The organism is Flavobacterium sp. RSP46, assembly GCF_003984825.1.
Taxonomy (GTDB): Bacteria; Bacteroidota; Bacteroidia; order Flavobacteriales; family Flavobacteriaceae; genus Flavobacterium.
The window spans coordinates 79,574-101,484 of sequence record NZ_RYDM01000006.1; the positions used below are offsets into that span (position 1 = coordinate 79,574).

21 protein-coding genes are annotated in these 21,911 nt (G+C 35.7%); 14 read left to right on the forward strand and 7 right to left on the reverse strand.

All coding sequences use genetic code 11. The annotated features are described in order from the left end of the window. Window positions 1–231: 231 nt before the first annotated feature. Complete coding sequence (locus tag EKM01_RS10720) at window positions 232–996, reverse strand: DeoR/GlpR family DNA-binding transcription regulator (RefSeq protein ID WP_126461915.1); 765 nt, start codon at window positions 994–996, stop codon at window positions 232–234. Window positions 997–1,142: 146 nt separating this feature from the next. Between EKM01_RS10720 and EKM01_RS10725 the strand changes: the two genes are divergently transcribed. From EKM01_RS10725 to groL, 11 genes are all read left to right on the forward strand, one after another. Then, a complete protein-coding gene (locus tag EKM01_RS10725; RefSeq protein ID WP_126768287.1) occupies window positions 1,143–2,726 on the forward strand; it encodes a glycerol-3-phosphate dehydrogenase/oxidase in 1,584 nt (527 codons plus the stop codon). 32 nt (window positions 2,727–2,758) lie between these two features. Continuing rightward, the gene (glpK, locus tag EKM01_RS10730; protein ID WP_126461909.1) at window positions 2,759–4,255 is read left to right on the forward strand and encodes a glycerol kinase GlpK; all 1,497 of its coding nucleotides are present in this window, start codon (window positions 2,759–2,761) and stop codon (window positions 4,253–4,255) included. 18 nt (window positions 4,256–4,273) lie between these two features. After that, window positions 4,274–5,005 carry an MIP/aquaporin family protein gene (locus tag EKM01_RS10735; protein WP_126554732.1) on the forward strand — a complete coding sequence of 244 codons (732 nt, stop codon included), beginning with the start codon at window positions 4,274–4,276 and terminating at the stop codon, window positions 5,003–5,005. 23 nt (window positions 5,006–5,028) lie between these two features. Then, window positions 5,029–5,814: a hypothetical protein gene (locus EKM01_RS10740; protein ID WP_126461903.1), complete on the forward strand. Its 786-nt coding sequence runs from the start codon at window positions 5,029–5,031 to the stop codon at window positions 5,812–5,814. 164 nt (window positions 5,815–5,978) lie between these two features. Beyond that, window positions 5,979–7,424 (forward strand): tRNA (N6-isopentenyl adenosine(37)-C2)-methylthiotransferase MiaB, encoded by a 1,446-nt coding sequence (miaB, locus tag EKM01_RS10745; protein WP_126768290.1) that lies wholly within the window; start codon window positions 5,979–5,981, stop codon window positions 7,422–7,424. 88 nt (window positions 7,425–7,512) lie between these two features. Beyond that, on the forward strand, window positions 7,513–8,769 hold the full coding sequence (locus tag EKM01_RS10750) for a sigma-54-dependent Fis family transcriptional regulator (RefSeq protein WP_126461897.1): 1,257 nt from the start codon (window positions 7,513–7,515) through the stop codon (window positions 8,767–8,769). Window positions 8,770–8,860: 91 nt separating this feature from the next. After that, window positions 8,861–9,364 (forward strand): LptE family protein, encoded by a 504-nt coding sequence (locus tag EKM01_RS10755; RefSeq protein ID WP_126461894.1) that lies wholly within the window; start codon window positions 8,861–8,863, stop codon window positions 9,362–9,364. 103 nt (window positions 9,365–9,467) lie between these two features. Beyond that, the gene (locus EKM01_RS10760) at window positions 9,468–10,319 is read left to right on the forward strand and encodes a tetratricopeptide repeat protein (protein WP_126554728.1); all 852 of its coding nucleotides are present in this window, start codon (window positions 9,468–9,470) and stop codon (window positions 10,317–10,319) included. A 3-nt stretch (window positions 10,320–10,322) separates the two neighbouring features. Continuing rightward, complete coding sequence (gene secG / locus EKM01_RS10765; protein ID WP_126768293.1) at window positions 10,323–10,670, forward strand: preprotein translocase subunit SecG; 348 nt, start codon at window positions 10,323–10,325, stop codon at window positions 10,668–10,670. A 140-nt stretch (window positions 10,671–10,810) separates the two neighbouring features. Further along, window positions 10,811–11,086 carry a co-chaperone GroES gene (gene groES, locus EKM01_RS10770; protein WP_126452815.1) on the forward strand — a complete coding sequence of 92 codons (276 nt, stop codon included), beginning with the start codon at window positions 10,811–10,813 and terminating at the stop codon, window positions 11,084–11,086. A gap of 59 nt (window positions 11,087–11,145) precedes the next feature. Then, window positions 11,146–12,774, forward strand: a complete 1,629-nt coding sequence (gene groL / locus EKM01_RS10775; protein WP_126452813.1) for a chaperonin GroEL — start codon at window positions 11,146–11,148, stop codon at window positions 12,772–12,774. Window positions 12,775–12,846: 72 nt separating this feature from the next. On the opposite strand, the gene EKM01_RS10780 is transcribed toward groL, so the two are convergent. From EKM01_RS10780 to xrtF, 6 genes are all read right to left on the reverse strand, one after another. Next, window positions 12,847–13,527, reverse strand: coding sequence for a DedA family protein (locus EKM01_RS10780; RefSeq protein ID WP_126461885.1), 681 nt, complete (start codon window positions 13,525–13,527; stop codon window positions 12,847–12,849). 272 nt (window positions 13,528–13,799) lie between these two features. Next, the gene (locus EKM01_RS10785) at window positions 13,800–14,144 is read right to left on the reverse strand and encodes a metal transporter (protein WP_317125142.1); all 345 of its coding nucleotides are present in this window, start codon (window positions 14,142–14,144) and stop codon (window positions 13,800–13,802) included. A gap of 15 nt (window positions 14,145–14,159) precedes the next feature. Further along, window positions 14,160–16,172, reverse strand: coding sequence for a TonB-dependent siderophore receptor (locus EKM01_RS10790; RefSeq protein WP_126768296.1), 2,013 nt, complete (start codon window positions 16,170–16,172; stop codon window positions 14,160–14,162). Between the two features lie 71 nt (window positions 16,173–16,243). Further along, complete coding sequence (locus EKM01_RS10795; RefSeq protein ID WP_126554720.1) at window positions 16,244–16,648, reverse strand: hypothetical protein; 405 nt, start codon at window positions 16,646–16,648, stop codon at window positions 16,244–16,246. Between the two features lie 1,006 nt (window positions 16,649–17,654). Beyond that, window positions 17,655–18,098 (reverse strand): exosortase F system-associated protein, encoded by a 444-nt coding sequence (locus EKM01_RS10800; RefSeq protein ID WP_126768299.1) that lies wholly within the window; start codon window positions 18,096–18,098, stop codon window positions 17,655–17,657. After that, window positions 18,076–18,624, reverse strand: coding sequence for an exosortase family protein XrtF (gene xrtF, locus EKM01_RS10805; RefSeq protein ID WP_126768301.1), 549 nt, complete (start codon window positions 18,622–18,624; stop codon window positions 18,076–18,078). The genes EKM01_RS10800 and xrtF overlap by 23 nt, the downstream gene beginning before the upstream one ends. Window positions 18,625–18,701: 77 nt before the next feature. On the opposite strand from xrtF, the gene EKM01_RS10810 reads away from it, so the two are divergent. The 3 genes from EKM01_RS10810 to EKM01_RS10820 all read left to right on the forward strand — a co-directional run bounded on the left by EKM01_RS10810 (window position 18,702) and on the right by EKM01_RS10820 (window position 21,911). Beyond that, a complete protein-coding gene (locus EKM01_RS10810; RefSeq protein ID WP_126461863.1) occupies window positions 18,702–19,157 on the forward strand; it encodes a GAF domain-containing protein in 456 nt (151 codons plus the stop codon). Window positions 19,158–19,269: 112 nt separating this feature from the next. Next, window positions 19,270–19,536, forward strand: coding sequence for a 30S ribosomal protein S15 (gene rpsO / locus EKM01_RS10815; protein ID WP_066079886.1), 267 nt, complete (start codon window positions 19,270–19,272; stop codon window positions 19,534–19,536). Between the two features lie 233 nt (window positions 19,537–19,769). Continuing rightward, window positions 19,770–21,911: a polyribonucleotide nucleotidyltransferase gene (locus tag EKM01_RS10820; protein ID WP_126452801.1), complete on the forward strand. Its 2,142-nt coding sequence runs from the start codon at window positions 19,770–19,772 to the stop codon at window positions 21,909–21,911.

The window sequence follows — 21,911 nt, forward strand, 5'->3', positions numbered from 1 at the left end:
CTATACTTTAAAAAAAATAAATCACTGCGGTTTTATTAAAAATACTGCCTTTTTATGATCTATTTCCTAAAATCCAACTGCAATTAAGTATGTGAAAAGTTTAAAAGTCGTCAAGTCAAAACAAAAAACATAGCCAATAGTATCTTAAAATCAACTTGTTCCATCATTTTCTCTAATTTTAAAACACCCCATTATACAATGATTGTTACTTAAAACTTAAAAGAAGCCCTTTTACACAACAACGACATTCAACCCCATTTCTTCCAGTTTCGTTTTAGTTTCGATATCGATACCTTCATCGGTAATTAAAACATCAATTTTTTCTACATTGCAGATTTTACCAAAACCCCTGACATTCATTTTAGTTGAATCGGCCAAAACAATTACTTTTTCGGCTACATCAATCATCGCTTGATTCAAATGAGCTTCCATAGCATTTGAAGTACTTAAACCAAACTCTAAATGAAGCCCATCAGTTCCAATAAATAATTTATTACAGGAAAACTGGCTCAAAATTCCTTCAGCAATAGCACCCACAACTGAAGTTGATGCTTTTCTAATATCACCACCCAGTTGAATGGTATCAATTTCCGAATGTTTGCAGAGCTCTAAAGAAACTTTAAGCGAAGGAGTCAGTACAGTTAATTTTTGAAAGCCCCCCATCACTTTAGATAAATTATGAATCGTAGTCCCGGAGCCCATAATGATGTAATCATTGTCATTAATGTAACTCAAAGCCGCTCTTGCGATAAGCTTCTTTTGCTCTACCTGAAGCAATTCTTTATCACTTACATTTCTTTCAAACGCATAAATGGGCTGTTTACTAGCGCCTCCATGGGTACGATGCAACAGATTCTTGCTTTCTAAAAAACTCAAATCCTTCCGTATGGTTACGGACGAAACCTTGTGTGTTTCGCACAGCTCCACCACATGAACATACCCTTTTTGATTTAATTCCTCTATTATTAGTTCCTGTCTGATATTAATTATAGTCATACTACTGTTTAAATATTGAAATAAAGATAGGTATTCTTTTAGAAATAAAAAATAAAACAGGTTATTTTGAATAGTTTCATTTTGTTTCGATTTATTTCGTTATGTTTGTAAAACGAAATATTGTGTTACGGTATAAAAACAATAAAATGAAAAGATCAGAACAATTAATTCAACTTACACAAACCAAAAATTGGGATGTAATTATCATTGGCGGTGGTGCTAACGGATTAGGAATAGCGCTAGACGCAGCTAGCAGAGGTTTCAAAACCATACTGTTGGAATCAATTGATTTTGCCAAAGGAACCTCCAGTCGAAGCACAAAGTTAGTTCATGGTGGGGTTCGGTATTTAGAACAAGGAGACATTGCTTTGGTACGCGAAGCCCTAAAAGAAAGAGGCCTAATGGCACAAAACGCTGGTCACTTGGTGAAAAACCAATCCTTTGTGATTCCAAATTATAATTGGCGGGGCGGTTATTTCTATACCGTAGGATTAACCATATACGATATGTTAGCCGGACGATTAAGCTTAGGCGCTTCTAAATATGTGTCCAGAAAAAAAACAATAGAATTGCTTCCGACCATTACACAAAAAGGATTGGTTAGCGGCGTTGTATATCAAGACGGACAGTTTGATGATTCGCGTTTGGCAATCAACATTGCGCAAACAGCCGTTGAAAAAGGAGCTACGCTTTTGAATTATTCGAAAGTGATTAATTTATTGAAAGACGATAAAAACCAAGTTACGGGAGTAGAATTTGAAGATAAAGAAACCGGCACCAAATATAAATTAAACGGAACTGCCGTTATTAACGCTACCGGGGTTTTTACCAACTCAATCATGAAAATGAATGATTTGGAATACAAGAAATATATTGTTCCAAGCCAAGGGATTCACTTGGTTTTTGACAAATCGTTCTTACCAAGCGAACATGCTTTAATGATTCCAAAAACAAGTGACGGACGCGTTTTATTCGCAGTGCCGTGGCATGATAAAATTGTGGTAGGAACCACCGATACTTTGGTTAAAAAATCGAGTCTGGAGCCAATTGCCTTGGAACAAGAAATTGATTTCGTTTTAGAAACTGCTCAAAGATTTCTAGAGAAAAAACCAACAAGAGGCGATGTTTTATCTGTATTTGCAGGCTTAAGACCTTTGGCAGCGCCAGAAAAAAAAGGACAAAGTACCAAAGAAGTTTCCAGAAGTCATAAAATAATTGTTTCGGATACCGGATTAATCACCATCACCGGAGGAAAATGGACTACGTACCGAAAAATCGCTGAAGACGTTATTGACAAAGCCATCAAAGTCCATAATTTACCTAAAAACGGATGTAAAACGGAACACATCGCTATCCACGGCAATAAAATAACTTCCGTAACAGACCGAGAGAATCATTTATACATTTATGGAACTGACATTCCTAAAATACTGAAATTACAGGAAGACGAGCCTTTATTAAAAGAGAAACTACATCCTGATTATGATTATACCATGGCAGAAGTGGCTTGGGCTATTCGTTTCGAAATGGCCAGAACCATTGAAGATGTATTGGCCAGACGCGTGCGACTTTTGTTTTTAGACGCCAGAGCAGCGATTGATTCTTCTAAAAAAGTTGCTCAATTATTAGCCAAAGAATTAGGCCGTGACACCCCTTGGGCCGAAGCTCAAACAGCTGAATTTAGAACTCTGGCCAACGGTTTCCTTTTAACAGAATTTCAAGTAAAATAATATACAACTCTATTAACATAAAAACACCCAAAATGAAAAACAAACTAATTCTTGCCCTTGACCAAGGAACTACCTCCTCCAGGGCAATTGTCTTCAACCACGATGGAGAAATTGTCAACGTGTCTCAAAAATCTTTTGAACAAATTTTCCCAAAACCAGGATGGGTAGAACACGATCCAAACGAAATCTGGTCCTCACAAATGAGCGTAACCGCTGAAGTTATTGCAAAAGTAGGAATCTCAGGAAAAGAAATCGCCGCCATTGGCATCACCAATCAAAGAGAAACCACAATTGTTTGGGATAGAGAAACCAGTATTCCAATTTATAATGCCATTGTTTGGCAAGACCGGAGAACTGCAAAATATTGTGACGCATTGAAAGCTCAAGGGCACGGAGATATGATCAAAGAAAAAACAGGACTGGTTTTAGACGCTTATTTTTCTGCCACAAAATTAAAATGGATTTTAGATAATGTGGAAGGGGCTCGTGAAAAAGCAGAACAAGGAAAATTGTGTTTTGGAACTGTCGACACTTGGCTTATTTGGAAATTGACCCGAGGTAAAATGTTCATGACTGATGTTTCTAATGCTAGTCGTACGATGATGTTAAACATTCATACTTTAGAATGGGACCAGGAATTATTAAATTTATTCGATATCCCGCAATCGATATTGCCAGAAATAAAACAAAGTAGTGAGGTCTATGGAGTAACCTCAACCACGCTGTTTTCTACAAAAATCCCTATAGCAGGCGTTGCAGGAGACCAACAAGCAGCTCTTTTTGGACAGTTGTGTATCAATCCCGGAATGGTAAAAAACACGTACGGAACCGGTTGTTTTATGCTAATGAATACTGGCGAAAAGCCCGTTTATTCTAAAAATAATTTATTAACAACCATAGCCTGGAAAATTAACGGAAAAACAACTTATGCATTGGAAGGCAGTGTTTTTGTGGGTGGTGCGGCCGTACAATGGCTAAGAGATGGTGCTAAAATGATTGATGCTGCCCATGAAATTGAAGAACTAGCAGCCAGCGTTCCGGACAACGGAGGTGTGTATTTTGTTCCCGCATTAACAGGTCTAGGAGCTCCTTACTGGGACCAATACGCTCGAGGAGCCATAGTTGGGATAACCAGAGGAACCACAAACGCGCACATTGCGAGAGCAACTCTTGAAGGAATAGCGTATCAAGTCTATGATTTAGCAAAAGCCATGGAGGCCGATTTTGAAAAAAAAGGAACAGAACTACGAGTGGATGGCGGAGCAGTTGCAAATAATTTATTGATGCAATTTCAATCGGATCTTTTTAATTTCAAAGTGATTCGCTCAAAGACATTAGAAACAACAGCCCTAGGAGCAGCTTATTTAGCCGGTTTAGCTATTGGATATTGGGACAGCGTAGATGAATTACAAAAACAATGGACAATAGACCGTGAATTTTCACCCGAAATGCCCAGAGACACTGTCACTGAATTGGTAAAAAACTGGGATAAAGCGGTAGGCCGAGCTGGAAACTGGATAGAAAATTAATCATTAAAACCATACATTATGACTCCATTTATTGCAGAAATTCTCGGTACCATGCTAATGATTTTATTAGGTAATGGCGTAGTTGCCAATGTAGTTCTTAAAGGAACCAAAGGAAATAATTCCGGATGGATTGTCATCAGTACAGCATGGGGTTTTGCCGTTTTTGTAGGCGTTGCTGTTGCCGGTCCGATTAGCGGTGCGCATTTAAATCCTATTGTCACCTTAGGCTTAGCACTCATAGGAAAATTTGCCTGGTCACAGGTTGCTTCCTACATTTTGGCTCAATTCATTGGAGCTATGCTAGGAGCCTTTTTAGTTTGGCTTTCCCATAAAGATCATTTTGCAGCCACAGAAGATGAAGGCGGAAAACTTGCTTGTTTTTGCACAGGACCTGCGATTCGGAATTACTCCTCCAATTTAATGAGTGAAATCATCGCCACTTTTGTATTAATTTTCGTGATATTCTATATTGCCGGTCCAGAGCTGATCATGAGTTCTGATACTGGCGCTGCAATTGGACTTGGAACTGTTGGCGCTTTACCGGTCGCTATTTTAGTTTGGGCTATAGGATTATCCTTGGGAGGAACCACAGGGTATGCTATAAATCCTGCAAGAGATTTGGGACCTCGAATCATGCACGCTATTTTACCCATAAAAGGCAGCAGCGATTGGAGATATGCCTGGGTTCCTATCGTTGGCCCTATAATAGGTTCCTGTTTGGCCGCAACCTTATATATGTTACTTCTCTAACCTTCTTTTTTAAAAGTAAAATCATGCGAAAATTATTTTTTACCACTATAATCTCTATTATAGGGCTAGCTGGATATGCCCAAGAAACTCCTGTTGCCGATACCATTCCAGCAGCTGTAGCAAACACAAAAACGAACCGACTAGATTTTGATGTAGAATTAAAAACGAGCCACCTCTGGAGAGGATTGGTTATCAACGGAAGCATGACTGCCATGGGAAACATTCATTATGCTTTGGACAAAAAACGAAATCTAACCGTGGGTCTTTGGGGCGGGAATGGGTTTGATGGCGAGTACAAAGAAATTGATTATTACATTCAATACAAAAAAAATGGTTTTTCAATCGCCTTATGGGACCTATTCAATACTACAAATATTGAAAACCCTGCCGTTTTTAATTACGATCGAAAAACAACCACGCACATTCTTGACTTAAGAACATCCTATCAATTTCCTGACCGATTTCCTTTGCGGATAGAAGCTGATTTTCTGCTTTACGGTAATGATCGTGAATTAATGAATAACCTCGATTATAAAAACAGATATTCCACCTATGTTGAATTAGGATATCCGTTATTGAAAAATCAAAAAATCACTTTAGAGGCCTATTTAGGAGCCGGATTTGCCTTAAACGGAGAATCCCATTTATATACAAATGATCCCAACAGTAATTTTGATATTGTAAATACCGGAATCAGGGCGTATAAAAACATTCACATTCTAAATTACAAACTTCCTGTTTCCGCAGTAGCCATGTGGAATCCAGCCCTTAAAATTGCCCGAATTCAATTGGGTGTGGTATTGTTCTAATTACAACAACAACAACACCTGGTTTGATAACGAAAACGTTCTTTTAGAAACAAAAGAACGTTTTCGTTATTCCAAAATTAAAACCCAAAATAGTGTTAATTCTTAATCTGACATCTTGTCATATTTATTTCAATTGCGTTATCTTTGCACTTTGAAAATATGCAATGGAAAAGATAATAGAAGAAAGCAAGCAGGGAGAAAGTCTTGTTTTAGAAAATAAACCCGAGAACACGAAGAAACTTTTTATTGAGAGTTACGGTTGCGCAATGAATTTTTCGGATAGTGAAATTGTAGCTTCTATATTATCCTCAAACGGATATAATACGACGCAAATTCTGGAAGAAGCCGATTTAGTTTTGGTGAATACCTGTTCTATTCGGGATAAAGCAGAGCAAACAATTCGCAAACGTCTGGAGAAATACAATGCCGTAAAACGCATTAATCCAAAGATGAAAGTGGGCGTTTTGGGCTGTATGGCAGAACGTTTGAAAAGTAAATTTCTGGAAGAAGAGAAAATTGTTGACCTCGTTGTAGGTCCTGATGCCTATAAAGATTTGCCGAACCTTTTGCAAGAAGTAGAAGAAGGACGTGATGCCATTAACGTGATCTTATCGAAGGATGAAACTTATGGCGATATTTCTCCTGTTCGATTGATGAGCAACGGAATTACGGCTTTGGTTTCAATTACTCGTGGTTGCGATAATATGTGTACGTTTTGTGTGGTACCTTTTACCCGAGGACGCGAACGCAGCCGTGAACCACAAAGTATAATGAAAGAAATTCAGGATTTGTGGGACAAAGGCTTCAAAGAAATTACACTTTTGGGACAAAATGTGGATAGTTTTCTTTGGTACGGCGGCGGATTAAAAAAAGATTTTGAGAACGCTACCAAAATGCAAAAAGCAACTGCTGTTGACTTTGACCAACTCCTTGAAATGGTAGCCGTAGGTTTTCCTAAAATGCGTATTCGATTTTCAACCTCTAATCCGCAGGATATGCATGAAAGTGTGTTGCACGTGATTGCAAAACATCCTAATATTTGCAAACACATTCACTTGCCTGTCCAATCTGGAAGCAATAGAATTCTGAAAGAAATGAACCGTTTGCACACGCGTGAAGAGTACATGACTTTGATTGACAAAATCAGGACTATTATTCCAAATGGTTCCATTTCACAGGATATGATTGCTGGTTTCCCTACAGAAACCGAACAAGACCATAAAGACACCTTGAGTTTAATGGAATATGTAAAATATAATTTTGGGTATATGTATTCGTATTCCGAACGTCCGGGAACTTTGGCTGGAAGAAAAATGGAAGATGATGTTACCGATGAAACAAAAGCAAGAAGACTGCAAGAAATTGTCGATTTACAACAAAAACATGCTTGGTTCCGCAGTGAAGAATTCATTGGACAAACCGTAGAAGTTTTAGTAGAAAAAGTTTCGAAAAAATCGACTGAGGAGTTTTCCGGCAGAAATTCACAAAGTATTACCGTAGTTTTTCCGAAAGAAGAATATAAAATAGGAGATTTTGTTTTGGTTAAAGTTGAAAGTTGTACAAGCGGCACTTTGAAAGGGAAAGCGCTTGGTTTGAGTGAAATGAATTAATAAAATTAGTGGCTAATTTTTAATTCATTAGAAATAAAAGAATTTAAGTAATTATTAATGAGATTGCTTCGTGCCTCGCAATAACAATATGGAATCAGTTCAAAACATAAAACAACGATTTGAGATTATCGGGAATGACCCGAAGCTTAATCGTGCGATAGAAAAAGCCATTCAAGTTGCTCCTACTGACATTACCGTATTGGTAGCCGGAGAAAGCGGAGTTGGAAAAGAGAATATTCCCAGAATTATTCATTCGCTTTCGCACAGAAAGCACGGAAAATACATTGCTGTAAACTGTGGCGCCATTCCAGAAGGAACCATTGACAGTGAGCTTTTTGGGCATGAAAAAGGCGCTTTTACCGGAGCAACAGGAACTCGGGAAGGTTATTTTGAAGTGGCTGATGGAGGAACTATTTTTCTGGATGAAGTGGGCGAATTACCCTTGACCACCCAAGTGCGTTTGTTGCGAGTTCTTGAAAATGGTGAATTTATAAAAGTAGGTTCTTCACAAGTACAAAAAACAAATGTCAGAATTGTGGCGGCCACAAATGTCAATTTGTTTGATGCTATCGAAAAAGGGAAATTCCGTGAAGACCTCTATTATCGTTTAAGTACGGTGGATATTACTTTGCCCCCTTTGCGCGATCGAAAAGAGGATATTCACTTATTGTTTAGGAAATTCGTCGCTGATTTTGCCCATAAATATAAAATGCCGCCTTTGAAACTGGATGAAAGTGCTGTGCAATTATTGCAAAAATTTCGTTGGAGCGGAAACATCCGTCAATTGCGAAATGTAGCGGAACAAATATCCGTTTTAGAAACCAACAGAGAGATATCTGCAGTGACATTACAATCCTATTTACCCGTACAAGGAAACAATTTACCTTCCGTTATTAAAGACCAAAAAAACGAAAGTGATTTTAGTACCGAAAGAGAAATTTTGTACAAAGTACTTTTTGATATGAAAAGCGATCTAAATGATTTAAAAAAACTGACCTTAGAACTCATCCAGAATGGCGTTTCTAAAGTCCAGGAAACAAATCAAAACTTGATCAAGAAAATATATGGATCTAAGGAAAATGATAGTGAAATTGATTTTGAAGAAGAACCAAGAGCAACTTTAATAGCTGTAAAAAACAATGACAACGATTATCAGGAAAGGGATGATACTTATCTTTTTGCCGAAACTGTCGAAGAAGAGGAAACCTTGCGTCTGGAACAAAAGGAAATAGAAATGATTAAGAAATCATTAGAAAAAAATAAAGGAAAACGAAAAGCCGCTGCAGATGAATTGGGAATTTCCGAAAGAACTTTATACCGGAAAATCAAACAATTTGATTTATAATGTAGTCCGAAAAATACAACTTGTTTAATTGAAAATGAATATATTTGACCCGAACATTGGTGAGCCGGCGAAGCAATTTTTAAAAAATAAAATGAAATATCTAAAACGTATACTTCTCTCCGTACTTATAATAAGCATCAACAGCTGCTCGGTTTACAACTTTACAGGGACGGGGAAAATTGATGCTGAAACATTTCAAGTGGGCTTTTTTCAGAATAATGCTGAATTAATTGAACCCGGAATTGACCGGACATTTACACTAGAACTTCAAGATTTGATTCAGAATCAAACCAATTTAAACTTGGTACAAAATGGTGCAGATTTAACCTATGAAGGAGAAATTGTTGATTACAGAATTAGCCCTATGACAGCAACGGCAGACCAGCAAGCTTCTCAAAACCGTTTGACAATTCGTGTGAATGTTCGTTTTACCAATAAGAAAAAAGAAACAGATGATTTTGAAAAACCATTTACTTTTTTCTTTGATTATCCTGCACAACAACAATTGACAGGCGCAACCTTGAATGCTGCTTTAAAAGATATTTTTGAAAGAATAACACAAGATATATTTAATGAATCTCTGGCTAAATGGTAAATAAAGAAATATCCAGTTGGCAGTTTTTAGTATTCAGTGCAATATACTAAAACTTGAAGCCTGATTGTTGAACATTGATTACTGAACATCGAACACTTGAAAAATGAATGTAACTGATTATACTTATTTGATTAACAAACCTGATGTTGTACATCAAAAGCAAACAGAAGCTTTGGAAAAAGTATTAAACGAATTTCCTTATTTTCAGAGCGCCAGAGCACTTCACCTAAAAGGCCTGTACAATGAAAACAGTTATAAATACAATGGTGCTTTAAAAATAACGGCTGCTTATACAACGGACAGATCCATTTTATTTGACTTTATTACCTCCGATGTTTTTACTTCAATTCACAAAAGTCTCTTTACTAAAAAAGCACTTGAAATCCTTGACATTCCGGTAATTGAAAGTGAAATTATTTCGTTTCAAGAAAAAAAAGAACCCAAATTAAATCCTTTAGAACAATCCATTCTTACCTCAATAAAGGAAGCTTCTCCAACCGCCCCAATCCAAACGAATTCTATACCAATAGCAGAAAAAATGGATCTTGGAAAACCGTTGGATTTTTCGGCAAAAGAACAACATTCCTTCCAAGAATGGCTACAGCTCTCTCGTACAGAACCTATAGAAAGAGAGAATGAGGATTCTAAAAAACCGGCTGCTCCAATGGACGAGGAGAAAAGAAAAAAATTAGACTTAATCAATAAATTTATAGAAACAAGTCCAAAGATTTCTCCTGTAAAACACGGCGCTGCTTCCTCAGTATCCTTAGACCTAAATGCACCAGATAACTCGTACTTGATGACCGAGACTTTAGCCCGAGTTTACTTGGAACAAAAAAAATATCAAAAAGCGATACAAGCTTATGAAATATTAATTTTGAAATATCCAGAAAAAAGTAGTTTCTTTGCAGACCGCATAACGGATATTAAGATTTTACAACATAATAATAATTAAACAATGAGCACATTTTCAATTTTTTTAGTTTTAATAACTATAGTTTGTTTTCTATTAATCGTAGTAATCATGGTTCAAAACCCTAAAGGTGGTGGATTATCCTCTACAATAGGTGGTTCTCAAATGTTAGGCGGGGTACAAAAAACAACTGACTTTTTAGACAAAAGCACTTGGACATTAGCAACTATATTAATCGCACTTATATTACTTTCAAGCTTGAGCTTTACAGGAACATTAAGTGATACTGATTCTAAAATCATTGACAATATGGGAACCGCTACACCAAGCACAACTACTCCTGTAGCAGTACCTGCTCAAAACACACCAGCAGCTACAAATCCAGTAAAATAAATCACTTCTACATATTCTAAATGCCAGCCTGTCAAAGCTGGCATTTTTTATAAGAAAATGTGTCAGTTTGATTAAGATGGCACAATTTCTGAAATCTTCATCTTTATTAATTAATATTGAATACTAAAAAATATAAAATCATGGATTTAAACATTAAACCTCTTTCAGACAGAGTCCTTATCGAGCCCGTTGCTGCTGAAACAAAAACGGCGTCAGGAATCTTCATCCCTGATACTGCCAAAGAAAAACCACAAAAAGGAACTGTTGTTGCTGTAGGAAACGGAACAAAAGACCACACTATGACAGTGAAAATTGGTGATTCTGTTTTGTACGGAAAATATGCTGGTACTGAATTGAAACTAGAAGGAAAAGATTATTTGATCATGCGTGAAGACGATATTCTTGCAATTATCTAAATTAAAGTACGGACAAGTCGTGACTTGTCCCTTCAAATAAACATTAAACAAAATTTAAAATGGCAAAAGATATAAAATTTGATATAGAAGCACGTGACGGATTAAAACGTGGTGTTGATGCATTGGCAAATGCAGTAAAAGTAACTCTAGGGCCAAAAGGTCGTAATGTTATTATTGGAAAAGCTTTTGGCGGACCAACCGTTACTAAAGATGGTGTAACTGTAGCAAAAGAGATTGAATTGAAAGACCCACTAGAAAATATGGGCGCACAAATGGTAAAAGAAGTAGCCTCTAAAACGAATGATTTAGCCGGAGACGGAACTACAACTGCAACCGTTTTGGCACAAGCGATCGTAAAAGAAGGATTGAAAAATGTTGCTGCCGGAGCCAATCCTATGGATTTGAAACGCGGGATAGACAAAGCAGTTGATGCTATTGTTGCTGATTTGGCTAAACAAGCCAAAGTAGTAGGTACGGATTCTGAAAAAATCAAACAAATCGCTTCAATTTCTGCTAACAATGACGAAGTAATTGGGGAGTTAATCGCTGCTGCTTTCGCAAAAGTGGGAAAAGAAGGGGTTATTACTGTTGAAGAAGCTAAAGGAACAGATACGTATGTTGATGTTGTTGAGGGCATGCAGTTTGACAGAGGATATCTTTCTCCTTATTTTGTTACCAATTCAGAAAAAATGGAGGTAGAACTAGAAAATCCATACATCCTTTTATATGACAAAAAAGTTTCTTCTTTAAAAGAATTATTACCGGTTCTTGAGCCTGTAGCACAATCTGGGAAACCATTATTGATTATTGCTGAAGACGTAGATGGGGAAGCATTGTCTACACTAGTGGTAAATAAATTACGTGGAGCCTTGAAAATCGCTGCTGTAAAAGCGCCTGGTTTTGGAGACCGAAGAAAAGCTATGTTAGAAGACATCGCTATTTTAACTGGTGGTACTGTAATTTCAGAAGAAAGAGGATACACTTTAGAGAACACAACTATCGAAATGTTAGGTACTGCTAAGAAAGTGACTATCGATAAAGATAATACTACAATTGTAAGTGGTGCAGGTGATGCGGATATGATCAAAAATCGTGTCAACCAAATCAAAGGTCAAATGGAAGCTACCACTTCTGATTATGACAAAGAAAAGTTGCAAGAACGTTTGGCTAAATTAGCTGGTGGAGTTGCTGTACTTTATGTAGGTGCTGCATCTGAAGTAGAAATGAAAGAGAAAAAAGACAGAGTAGATGACGCACTTCACGCTACTCGTGCTGCAGTTGAAGAAGGAATTGTTGCTGGTGGTGGAGTTGCTTTACTGAGAGCTAAAAATGCACTTAGTGCTATTAAAGCAGATAATGCTGACGAAGCAACCGGAATTCAAATTGTATCTCGTGCAGTGGAGTCTCCATTGAGAACTATTGTTGAAAACGCAGGTCTTGAAGGGTCTGTAGTTGTTGCAAAAGTCGCTGAAGGTAGTGGTGATTTTGGTTATAACGCAAAAACAGACGAATATGTCGACATGCTTAAAGCAGGAATTATTGATCCTAAAAAAGTAACTCGTGTAGCTTTAGAGAATGCAGCTTCAGTTGCCGGAATGATATTGACTACTGAGTGTGCTTTGATTGATATTAAAGAAGATAATGGTGGTGGAAACCCAATGGGTGGCGGCATGCCAGGGATGATGTAATCTCAATTCTTTTCAAATAAAAAACCGTCCCGATAAAAAATTGGGACGGTTTTTTTATGAGTTATAATTTGTTTATTCTTGAACTTTAGCTTTTTTGCTAAACTTATAAATTACCGGCAAAACAGTAATCCCTACTAAAATCAATACAATTAATTCGATATGCTCCTTTAGATCAATCTGATAATTCTCAAGTAAAAAACCATATAAATAATGTCCGGCAAAAATTAGGGTGAACGACCAAATAAAAGAACTTAAAATATTATAAAACATAAACTTCTTCTTATCCATTGAAACGATTCCGGCAACTATTGGTGCAAAAGTCCTCAATATTGGAAGAAATCGAGCAAAAATAATTGCCTTACCTCCGTATTTTTCAAAAAAATCTTTTGATTGAACCAAGTACTTTTTCTTAAACCAAAAACTATCTTCCTTGTTGTATAGATAATACCCGCTTTTAGAACCAAACCAGTAGCCTACTACGTTTCCTAAAATTCCTGACAATGCGACAAGTGTGGATAAGAGAACCACATTTAGAAAATCGTTATTGATAACTAAAATATTCTCTATCAATTCGCGACTGTAAATTCCTGCCAAAAACAATAAACTATCTCCTGGCAGAAAAAAACCTGCAAAAAGACCCGTCTCCGCAAAAACAATAAATAAAACTATATAAATACCCAATTTAATTCCATTAACATCAAAATGAATATAAAAAAGTGGGTCAATTAAATTCTTCCAATCAAAATCGTTCATTCTAAGGTGTTTTATGCTAAAATTATTCGTGCGTGAAAGTACGGATAATATATCTCAACCACAATTTATGATACTATTTTAAAGTTTTATTAACTATTTAAAGTAGCAGAATTATCTTTACATTATTTACAGCCAAAAGTTGTTTATAAAAATCCTGATTTTAGTTATGTGTATAACCGTTTTTCATAGTTAACAACTACAATTTTTACTCAAAAAAAATTAAAGTATGGCATTAAAAAAACCAAAGTTTTCACTTTGGCGTTTCTTTAAAATTATTTTCGTTTATATTGACAACAAGCATGAAGACTGTCATAATCTTCCTTTAAAGCCCTGGCTCCCTCTGTGTCGTGACCTACTTTCGCAATCGCTTTTTGAATTGTTGGAACATTCGTTTTTTGTTCGTTTATAATCAGATATAAAGTACCACAATCCATATGCCATTCGGCAGATTTCACACCAGAAACACTAAATGCCACTTTTTCAATTCTCTTTTTGCACATGTCACAATTCCCGCTCACATGAAATTCAACCTTAGCATTTTTGCTTTTCCCTTCTTGAGCCTGAACCGTAAACCCAACAAAAATCAGTAACATTACTAGTGTTATATTTTTCATCATTTAATTTTTTTTAACCTATTTAATTTTAAAACGTAAACCCGCATAATACATTTGTCCAAAAACTGGACCATAAACTATTGACGCGTCAAAAGTAGGTCCAAATGGATTTTCATTACCCAAGATAACATTGTCCTGCTTGTAATTACCAATGTTTTCTCCGCCAATATAGATTTCGAAAGTTGGAGAAAAAGATCGTGTAACCTGTATATTCATCACAGAAAATGAAGGTGAAAATTCAGGCAGCCTGTCAACTTCAGGATTGATTGACGTATTGGGTAATTGTTGTTTTCCGAGCCAGTTAAGCGTATAATCAAACTTCCATTGTTTTCCTTCTTCTAATATTTGCGTTTCAAATCCTAAATTTCCAAAGAAACGATGTTTTGCCTGTAGTGGTCTTTGATAGGTTCCTGATAAATAATCCGTTTGAACATCATAGTATTTGTAGGCTGTTCTCAAATTAAAACGCTTTATTGGTTCATAATTAAATTCTACTTGCAAACTATTCGCATACGATTTTCCGTTCAAGTTATAAAACAAAACCTGTTGCGGACTTTGCATTATATCAACAATTGCTTGGTTCTGAAAATCAGTTCTGTAGAAATCAAAACCAACATCAGCACTTTTGCCAAAAAACAAAAAACCCTGCATAAAACTCAATCCATAATTCCATGCAATTTCAGGATTTAAACCGTATATTTTTCCTTTGGTATCTAAAAATTCAAAAGTTCTTGAACTAGCTAAAAGCTGTTGGTTTTCAGCAAAAACATTAGCACTTCGTTTCCCTCTACCTGCTGAAAATCGCAAAACACCTTTCTCCCAAGGATTGTATCGCACATGTAATCTTGGCGTAGCAAAAGTCCCTAAACGATTGTGATTATCTATTCTGCCGCCTAGAACTACGCTAAAATTCTCCGTATTATCATACGTATATTCAAAAAAAGCACCTACTGAGTTATCAATTCTGCTGTAATCATTCACATTGACAAACTCACCGTATTTATCATAGGTAAAGTTTAGACCTGTAGAAAATTTATGCATTGTATTATTAATAATCGAATTGAAAATCAGGTTCGAATAATAACTTTTTTGTTCAATATTATATTGATTTAGTCCAAAATAAGAGTTTTGATCGTGACTGTTAAAGGCATTCTGAAAACCAATACTTTGATATGACATGTCAGGAAAAACATAGCCTAATTTAGCGGAAACATCAAAACGTTCCGTATTGATTTCGGAACCCCAATAATTTGTCGTTCCCCTGTCTCTATCCGGATCAAAATTTAATTCTCCTGTTTGTTTTTGATCATTCATATATCGGAAATTGATGAAACTCACCCACCCTTTTTTGGCATTGGTATATTGCCACCGATTTAAAACATTGATTTGTTTTGCTAATGGATTATCAAGAAAGCCATCGTCATTCATATCGTTTTTTGCAACTCTGGTATTTCCGTGTACAAATAAACTACTGCTCCATTTATCAGAAATTTTAGTATTGAAATGTGTATTTAATTCAAATCGAGAATCTGTCGAACCATAGACATTTAGAAAAAATGGAATATCGCTGATTGGTTTTATTAATTCGGTATTAATTTGTCCCGAAATACTTTCGAAGCCATTGACAACACTTCCTGCACCTTTGGTAATTTGGATACTTTCTACCCAAGTTCCTGGTGTAAATGACAACCCGTAGGCTTGAGAAGCACCACGTACCGAAGGAATATTTTCCTCGGTAATCATCAAGTAAGGACTCGTCAATCCTAGCATTTTTATTTGTTTCGTTCCCGTCAAAGCATCCGAAAAATTAACATCAATTGAAGGATTTGTTTCGAAACTTTCTGCCAGATTGCAACAAGCGGCTTTCAGTAATTCTTTGCTTGTCAGTGTTGTAGTATTAGTTGTTAGTTTGTACGATTTTTTTAAACTTTTGCTGCTGCCTTGTATTTTTATCTCTTGCAAAGTATCTTGCGAATAAGAATTAAAAGCACATAAAAGAAACAATAAAAATATTGAAATTTGTTTTTGCATGATTGATTTTTAATGTTAGAATAATGTAAAACCACTAAAGTGTGATTCAAGTTCTACTAAAACATTAAAAGCTACGCGTAGAAAATATATTGGTGGTATAATTTAAAAAAAAGCGGCGCATTTGTATCGAAACAATACGACGTAAATTGGCTGTTTTGAAAATTTGAAATAAATGAAAAGACATAAGGATTCCATTCTTTTATTGAAAATGTAAAATCTGTATCGGCAGAAACTGTTTTTTGAACTAATTTATCAGTCTTCTTTTGAAAATTAACCTCTTTGTCTTCGCAACAATTTGATTTTTTTTCAACAACATTACAACATTTTTTTTCTAATTTTTGATCTTGAACAGGAGTTTTAAGAGTAATAGACGAAATTTCATTTCCGCAATAACGCAGATTAAATGCTACTCCTACATTGGAAACCAATAGGAAAAAAGCAAGAAGAACACTAACCAGTCCTTTGAATTTCATCATGCAAAAGTAGTGATTTAATCAAACTCCAAAAGCTAAATTCAAGTTAAAATCAACAATTCAAGTTCTTGTCCTATCAAAGGAACTTTACATTCAAAACTATATTTTTCCTGGACTTTGATACGGAGTTCATCCAGTGGCTGATTTTCACCATGCGCTGACAACCTTTTTATTTCCTGAATTTTTGCTTTTACCGGATAATATTACCCGCGAATATTAATTCCTTTTGCCCCTTGTATCAATTTTCTTTCTCGTGTTCCTTCGGCGTGATACCCCACTGTAATTATTATAAATCCCCTCCATGGCTTCCTCATAATCCGAAACTCATGAAAACATTTTACTCATTTCAGCACATTCTCCTAGCGGTAACTTGTGCCATTTTTTATTAGTAGAAAAAAGATTCAGTGCATTGATTCCCAATGAAGTATCAATAATATATGGGATCTTGGAGATTCTGTCTTCTTCCTGAATTTTAGCGCTATCCAGAAGGATTTAAAACGAGACCGAATATACATCGGAACTTTCACATCCGTAGCAACCTCTCGACCCGCATGATACTTACATTCGACCATAGCGATCGTTTCGTTTTTTTGACCAGCACATCTATTTCATGCGAGACACATTTACCTTGTAAGGTCAAATTATTTATTTGATTTATAATGCTACGCGAAATAATTCGTCCTATATATTTTTCAAAAAAAACTGTAGTACCTAAGAGTCCAATTGTTTCTCTTAAATTATAACGTGTGGCATGAAAATCAGCTTTTTCTTCAATAATAAAAAAGCCATTTTGTAGATTTCCTTTGTAGAAAGACCCTCATACATCTGCTTTTTTATGGCCTGTAAAATTGCGTCAACCGCCATAGTGCTAGCACCAGATTTGATCAGTGATTTTTTAAGTTTATCCGAATTAAATTAGGCTATATAGTCAGAATGTTTCACTATTTTAATAGCAATAGAAATTTGATTTACAGACACTTAAATCGACATTGAAGACAAACAAAAAAGACTACTTATTTTGTTTCTGATAATAAAATCCAGGAACAAACAATAATAAAAAAATAGGCTGAATTAGAAACCGACGGATATAAAACAATATCCAATTGTGGTTTCCCCAAGTAAAATAGATGATATAGAAAAAAGCAACCATTAAAATCATAAAAAGAAAATAATACAGCACAAAGGCGAATTTCACCATCATTATTTCTTTAAAAAGCACATAAATAATCCCCAATGAAATAGCGGTATTTAATGTATAACGAAACAATAGCCCATAAAATAATTGGACTGCATTGAAACTTGGCAACGGTAACTTCGCAAAATCTTTCTTGAAGAAATCCAGAAAAGGATCATAAAACAACTGATTTTCAAAAGCACGAATAAGCACCAGCAATACAACAAAAAAAAGGAATTGCAGTACGCAAACTTTGTTATTTAGAATCTTTTGAAGCATATCTTGAAAATTTACGAACCCAAATTAACCACAATACAAAAACTAAACTATAAATGTACAAAGGAAAAAGAACTCCGTGCAAGAAGGGTTCCTGTTTTGGAAAATAAAAAATAAGTGCGCTTAAAACAGCTATTCTCAAAACATTCAATACATAAATAAACAGACTTCCTCCAAAGATAAAAAGCAGCGTCGTTAGTAGTTTTCCAGAAAAAGCCACGACAAATGAAATAAACAAAATAATTACGCTAATTGCATTACATCCTTCTACAATTCGGGCTACATATTTCTGGTTATAAAACAACTTCATATAAGGAGATGCAGTGCTCTCTTCAATTGAAGATTCATCATTAAATAACTGCAGCACTTGCTCTGTATTTTCACTTACCATTCTGGTAATAGAATCTATTTGATTTTCTTCAAAACCATTAAGAAAACGCTGATACAAAAAAGTCAGCACTATATAAGTTAAAAAAAAAGTACCTAGAAAAATCAAAAAAGGCTTGTAGAGAATAAAATATTTTTTCAAAATCTATTTTTTTAACAAATTTATGTAATTTTTAAAACTGGCTTTAAATACTTTTGTACAAATAAAAATAAAAAAACATGACATTTCAAGAACTACAACCAAAAGTAACAGAAATCACATTAAATACAACGTTGTCAAGAGACGAAAAACTATTGTCTATTTGTGAGCTGCTTAGTAACTCTGTTGCCTATTATAATTGGGTAGGATTTTATTTTGCAAATCACGAGTCTAAAACATTACACTTAGGACCCTATGTGGGAGCAGCAACAGACCATACGGTAATCCCTTTTGGAAAAGGAATTTGCGGACAAGTGGCTGTTTCAAACGAAAACTTTGTAGTTCCTGACGTTGCAGCGCAAGATAATTATATTGCTTGTAGTTTTACCGTGAAATCAGAAATCGTTGTACCCCTTTTTGTAAACGGAGAAAACATAGGACAAATTGATATTGACAGCCATGTCATAGATCCATTTACAAAAGAAGACGAAAAGTTCTTAGCCTTTGTGAATGAGGAAATTGCAAAATTGTATTAAGATTTAAAATAATTCATAATTCATAATTCATAATTCATAATTATTTTTTACTTTTGCACCCGTCTTACAATAGCTGTAAGGCATACATAAAAATCATTAAACAAATATTGGAATGTATTTAACTAAAGAGATTAAAGAAGAAATCTTCGCTAAACACGGAGAAAAAACAAACACTGGAAAATCAGAAGCTCAAATTGCTTTGTTCACTTTCAGAATTAGCCACTTAACGGAGCACTTGAAAAAAAATCGTCACGATTATAATACAGAGCGTTCATTAGTCTTGCTAGTAGGTAAAAGACGATCTTTGTTGGATTATTTGAAGAAAACAGAAATCAACAGATACCGTGAAATTATCAAAGTATTGAATATCAGAAAATAATCAATATGTAAAGAGGCGCGAGAGTGCCTCTTTTTGTTTTTATATTTCCGCGTCCAAAGTTCATTTTATAATCCTGACACAAAAGGGATTAGAATTAAGACCGCATTATAAGGTAAGTACCAATTTGTATTTGCAAATAAAAAAGTTTCGTTTTTCATTGGGTTTTAAGCATTAACTACGCAAAATAACTACAACACAACTAAAATCCATTGTTTAATCAAGAAAATACAATTATGATTCCAAAAGTTTCAAGAGAAATTATCGATTTAGGAGATGGGAGAAGCATCTCAATCGAGACCGGAAAATTAGCCAAACAAGCTGACGGTGCCGTAGAAGTACGAATGGGAAATGCAGTGTTGCTGGCAACAGTTGTATCTGCCAGAAAAGCAAGCCCAGGAATTGACTTCTTGCCCTTAACATTAGATTATCGTGAAAAATTTGCTGCCGCCGGGCGTTTTCCAGGTGGTTTCTTTAAAAGAGAAGCAAGACCAAGTGATAATGAAATATTAACCATGCGTTTAGTGGATCGTGTATTGCGTCCTCTTTTCCCAAAAGATTATCATGCAGAAACGCAAGTGATGATTCAATTGATGTCGCATGATGAAAACGTAATGCCAGATGCATTAGCCGGTTTAGCCGCTTCGGCAGCTTTATCTTTATCTGATATTCCTTTTTCAACTTTAATTTCTGAAGTTCGTGTAGCCAGAGTTGACGGTCATTTCATCATCAACCCAAGTCGTACTCAATTAGAATTGTCTGATATTGACATGATGATTGGCGCTTCAAAAGAATCTATCGCAATGGTAGAAGGTGAAATGAAAGAAATTTCAGAAGCCGAAATGGTTGAAGCGATTAAATTTGCGCACGAGGCAATCAAAATTCAGATTGCTGCTCAAGAACGATTAGTTGCTGCTTTTGGTAAAAAAGAAGTACGAACTTACGATCAAGAAAGAGAAGATGTGGCTATTTATGAAAAAGTAAATGCTGCAGCTTATGACAAATGTTATGCAATTGCAAAACAAGGAACAGCAAAACACGAAAGAACAGCTCAATTTGCGGAAGCAAAAGAAGCAGTAAAAGCATTGTTTACTGAGGAAGAATTAGCTGAAAACGGTGATTTAGTTTCAAAATATTTTGCTAAATCCAGTAAAGAAGCCGTTCGTAATGTAACCCTTGATTTAGGCACACGTCTGGACGGTAGAAAAACAAATCAAATTCGTCCAATTTGGGCTGAAGTTGATTATTTACCTTCAGTTCACGGATCTGCTTTATTTACACGTGGAGAAACTCAAGCATTGGCAACAGCTACTTTAGGAACTTCCAGAGAAGCAAACCAAATTGACTCTCCATCACAACAAGGCGAAGAAAAATTCTACTTGCATTATAACTTCCCTCCTTTTTCTACTGGTGAAGCAAAACCATTAAGAGGAACTTCAAGAAGAGAAGTGGGTCACGGAAACTTAGCACAACGTGCTTTGAAAAACATGATTCCTGCTGATTGTCCTTATACCATTCGTATTGTATCTGAAGTATTAGAATCAAATGGTTCATCTTCAATGGCAACCGTTTGTGCCGGAACATTAGCTCTTATGGATGCCGGGATTCAAATGACCAAACCCGTTTCCGGGATTGCAATGGGATTAATTTCTGATGAAAAAACAGGCCGATTCGCTGTATTGTCTGATATTCTTGGTGATGAAGATCACTTAGGAGACATGGATTTTAAAGTAACCGGAACCGCAGATGGAATTACCGCTTGTCAAATGGACATCAAAATCGAAGGATTGGCGTACAACATCATGGAAGAAGCTTTAGCTCAAGCTCGTGAAGGTCGTTTGCATATTCTTGGAAAAATTATAGAAGTTTTAGCTGCTCCAAAAGCAGATGTAAAAGCGTATGCTCCAAAAATCATCACAAGAACAATTCCTGGCAACTTTATTGGTGCATTGATTGGACCTGGTGGAAAAGTGATTCAAGAATTACAAAAATCTACAGGAACTACTATCGTTATCAATGAAGTAAATGAGCAAGGAGTTATTGAAATTCTAGGAACAGATCCTGCCGGAATTGAAGCGGTATTGGCTAAAATTGAGTCCATCACTTTCAAACCACAAATGAACGAAGCTTACGAAGTGAAAGTAATCAAAATGCTAGATTTTGGTGCCGTTGTAGAATACACAGCTGTTCCAGGAAACGAAGTTTTATTACACGTATCCGAGTTAGCTTGGGAACGCACTGAAAACGTTTCGGATGTGGTCAATATGGGCGATGTCTTTATGGTGAAATACCTTGGACTGGATCCAAAAACCAGAAAAGAAAAAGTGTCCAGAAAAGCACTTTTACCAAGACCTCCTCGCGAGGAAAGAAAAGAGTAA

What these genes read in the sequence shown, in the direction of transcription:
- EKM01_RS10720 (WP_126461915.1), bottom strand. Translation starts at nt 996, where the DNA reads ATGACTATAATTAATATCAGACAGGAACTAATAATAGAGGAATTAAAT.
- EKM01_RS10725 (WP_126768287.1), top strand. Translation starts at nt 1,143, where the DNA reads ATGAAAAGATCAGAACAATTAATTCAACTTACACAAACCAAAAATTGG.
- glpK (WP_126461909.1), top strand. Translation starts at nt 2,759, where the DNA reads ATGAAAAACAAACTAATTCTTGCCCTTGACCAAGGAACTACCTCCTCC.
- EKM01_RS10735 (WP_126554732.1), top strand. Translation starts at nt 4,274, where the DNA reads ATGACTCCATTTATTGCAGAAATTCTCGGTACCATGCTAATGATTTTA.
- EKM01_RS10740 (WP_126461903.1), top strand. Translation starts at nt 5,029, where the DNA reads ATGCGAAAATTATTTTTTACCACTATAATCTCTATTATAGGGCTAGCT.
- miaB (WP_126768290.1), top strand. Translation starts at nt 5,979, where the DNA reads ATGGAAAAGATAATAGAAGAAAGCAAGCAGGGAGAAAGTCTTGTTTTA.
- EKM01_RS10750 (WP_126461897.1), top strand. Translation starts at nt 7,513, where the DNA reads ATGGAATCAGTTCAAAACATAAAACAACGATTTGAGATTATCGGGAAT.
- EKM01_RS10755 (WP_126461894.1), top strand. Translation starts at nt 8,861, where the DNA reads ATGAAATATCTAAAACGTATACTTCTCTCCGTACTTATAATAAGCATC.
- EKM01_RS10760 (WP_126554728.1), top strand. Translation starts at nt 9,468, where the DNA reads ATGAATGTAACTGATTATACTTATTTGATTAACAAACCTGATGTTGTA.
- secG (WP_126768293.1), top strand. Translation starts at nt 10,323, where the DNA reads ATGAGCACATTTTCAATTTTTTTAGTTTTAATAACTATAGTTTGTTTT.
- groES (WP_126452815.1), top strand. Translation starts at nt 10,811, where the DNA reads ATGGATTTAAACATTAAACCTCTTTCAGACAGAGTCCTTATCGAGCCC.
- groL (WP_126452813.1), top strand. Translation starts at nt 11,146, where the DNA reads ATGGCAAAAGATATAAAATTTGATATAGAAGCACGTGACGGATTAAAA.
- EKM01_RS10780 (WP_126461885.1), bottom strand. Translation starts at nt 13,527, where the DNA reads ATGAACGATTTTGATTGGAAGAATTTAATTGACCCACTTTTTTATATT.
- EKM01_RS10785 (WP_317125142.1), bottom strand. Translation starts at nt 14,144, where the DNA reads ATGATGAAAAATATAACACTAGTAATGTTACTGATTTTTGTTGGGTTT.
- EKM01_RS10790 (WP_126768296.1), bottom strand. Translation starts at nt 16,172, where the DNA reads ATGCAAAAACAAATTTCAATATTTTTATTGTTTCTTTTATGTGCTTTT.
- EKM01_RS10795 (WP_126554720.1), bottom strand. Translation starts at nt 16,648, where the DNA reads ATGATGAAATTCAAAGGACTGGTTAGTGTTCTTCTTGCTTTTTTCCTA.
- EKM01_RS10800 (WP_126768299.1), bottom strand. Translation starts at nt 18,098, where the DNA reads ATGCTTCAAAAGATTCTAAATAACAAAGTTTGCGTACTGCAATTCCTT.
- EKM01_RS10810 (WP_126461863.1), top strand. Translation starts at nt 18,702, where the DNA reads ATGACATTTCAAGAACTACAACCAAAAGTAACAGAAATCACATTAAAT.
- rpsO (WP_066079886.1), top strand. Translation starts at nt 19,270, where the DNA reads ATGTATTTAACTAAAGAGATTAAAGAAGAAATCTTCGCTAAACACGGA.
- EKM01_RS10820 (WP_126452801.1), top strand. Translation starts at nt 19,770, where the DNA reads ATGATTCCAAAAGTTTCAAGAGAAATTATCGATTTAGGAGATGGGAGA.